The organism is Pseudomonas sp. Sample_9 (assembly GCF_004307535.1).
GTDB classification, from domain to species: Bacteria; Pseudomonadota; Gammaproteobacteria; order Pseudomonadales; family Pseudomonadaceae; genus Aquipseudomonas; species Aquipseudomonas mercuritolerans.
Genome location: NZ_RAZO01000444.1, coordinates 1 through 1,045 on the forward strand (window position 1 = coordinate 1; position 1,045 = coordinate 1,045).

General features: G+C 59.8%; 3 protein-coding genes. 1 reads left to right on the forward strand and 2 read right to left on the reverse strand.

The genetic code is table 11. The features are described 5' to 3' along the window. Positions 1–575: helix-turn-helix domain-containing protein (locus D6877_RS25385; RefSeq protein WP_130912485.1), on the forward strand; the 575-nt coding region annotated here is incomplete at its 5' end. A gap of 70 nt (positions 576–645) precedes the next feature. Here the strand turns inward: D6877_RS25385 and D6877_RS25390 are convergent. Together D6877_RS25390 and D6877_RS29690 are read right to left on the reverse strand one after the other, a co-directional pair. Then, positions 646–846 (reverse strand): hypothetical protein, encoded by a 201-nt coding sequence (locus tag D6877_RS25390; RefSeq protein ID WP_130912486.1) that lies wholly within the window; start codon positions 844–846, stop codon positions 646–648. 17 nt (positions 847–863) lie between these two features. Beyond that, positions 864–1,045: hypothetical protein (locus D6877_RS29690; protein WP_206663001.1), on the reverse strand; the 182-nt coding region annotated here is incomplete at its 5' end.

Consider the following 1,045-nt stretch of genomic DNA (forward strand, 5'->3'; position numbering starts at 1 on the left):
TCAGCGCGGCGGTGTCGCGCACGCTCAAACAGGCGCGCAAACAACAGGGCATCACGCTCGACGAACTGTCCCGACGCTCGGGCGTGAGCAAAGGCATGGTGGTCGAGATCGAGAAAGGCTCGGCCAATCCGAGCATCGCAACGCTGTGCAAGATCGCTGCGGCGCTGGGCTTGTCCGTGGCGGACTTCGTCAATGTCGCCGCCACCCCGACGGCGCATCTTATCGACAGTGATGACATCCCCACGCTATGGACCGGTGAACTGGGCGGATCGGCGCGCCTGCTGGCCGGCACCAGCGGCCCGAACATGCTCGAGTTGTGGCGCTGGGAATTGTTTCCCGGCGAGTCATTTGCTTCAGCCGGTCACCCGAATGGCACCACCGAGTTGTTTCATGTCGAAAAAGGCACGTTGCATCTGCAAGTTGGCGATGCCGAGCTTATTGTCGGCCCTGGGTGTTCGGCGGTGGCGAGGACCGATGTGGCGCATGGGTATGCCAACCATGGGCGAGCGAAACTGGTTTTCACGATGTCAGTGACTGAACTGCATCAGGGTGCCAGGGAAAGCCCCTCACCCTAGCCCTCTCCCCGAGGAGAGGGAACTGTCCGGGTTGACCATCATAGAGAGCGTTCCCCTTCAAACAGCACGGTCAGCGTGACGGCGGATGCTCCGTCGACACCGAATTGGCCGCATCCACATCCGACATGTCTTCTTCCACAGGTGCCTCGTCGTCCGGCGGCAAAGGCACCTCGGGGTTTTCGCGCTGGGGATCGTGCCCGGTCTCATTGTCGGTGGTGCGCGTCACGGCCTGTTGCGACTGGTTGCCCGGTGCGTTTTCATCAATGTCCATGTCGGTCTCCGAGGTGATCAAAAGATGTGTACCTGAGCGTGTGAAATGCCCAAACGTGACAAGTGCCCGACAATGGACGAACGGCGTTCTGTAGAAAACGCAAAAAGCCTGCTTTCGAGGCAGGCTTTCGCTTTGGATTTAACGCTTACTTCTGCTGCGTCAGCGCCGAGTAGCTGTTCATCAGGTTGCGATAGTTGGG